The organism is Rhodococcus sp. IEGM 1351 (assembly GCF_030056875.1).
Classification (GTDB): domain Bacteria; phylum Actinomycetota; class Actinomycetes; order Mycobacteriales; family Mycobacteriaceae; genus Rhodococcus_F; species Rhodococcus_F opacus.
Genome location: NZ_JASHKU010000090.1, coordinates 1 through 813 on the forward strand (window position 1 = coordinate 1; position 813 = coordinate 813).

General features: G+C 68.1%; 1 protein-coding gene. It reads right to left on the minus strand.

What is annotated here, in order from left to right; all coding sequences use genetic code 11:
- The coding region (locus QM806_RS40885) for a condensation domain-containing protein (protein WP_283295043.1) at window positions 1-795 on the minus strand (795 nt) is incomplete at its 3' end.
- Between the last annotated feature and the right edge of the window lie 18 nt (window positions 796-813).

An 813-nucleotide genomic window follows, 5' to 3' on the forward strand; every position in this document is an offset into this window, starting at 1 on the left:
CGGCGGGTAGTCGAAGCGGCCGAGGTAGTTGAGGGTGGTTTGGGGTTGGGGGAGGTTGCGGAGTTGGGTTGCGGTGTGGGGGTTGAGGTAGCGGAGGGGGCCGTATCCGGTGCCGTGGTCGGGGGTGTTGTGGAGTTGTTCTTTGATGGTGGTGAGGGCGTGTCCGGTGGCGGGTCCGCCGGTGAGTGCGTTGTCGAGGTCGATGTCGGTGAGGTCGAGGAGGGTTGGGTGGATGGTGGTGAACCAGCCGATTGTTCGGGTGAGGTCGGCGCCGGGGATGAGGGGGTCGGTGCGGCCGTGGCCTTCGATGTTGACGAGCAGTGTGTGGGTGGGGGTGTGGTGGCGGTGGCGCCAGGTGGTGATGGCGAGGGCGAGGGCGGTGAGGAGGGCGTCGTCGATGCCGCAGTGGTAGGTGGTGGGGAGGGTGGTGAGGAGGGTGTGGGTGGTGTGGGGTGGGAGTTCGATGGTGGTGGGGGTGGTGGTGTTTTCGGTGTCGTGGGTGGGGTCGAGGGGTCTGGTGCCGAGTGGGGGGTCGGGGGTGGTGAGGATGTTGCGCCAGTGGGGGAGTTCGTGGGTGCGGTGGGTGGTGGTGTCGGTGAGGGCGTGGGCGTAGCGGCGTGCGGTGGTGGTGACGGGTGGGAGTGTGGGGGTGGTGCCGGTGGTGTGGGCGTGGTGGGCGGTGGCGAGGTCGGGGATGAGGATGCGCCAGGAGACGCCGTCGGTGGCGAGGTGGTGGATGGTGATGAGGAGGTGTCCGGGTTGGGTGCGGGGGTCGAGCCAGACGAGTTGGAGCATGATCCCGTTCTCGGGATC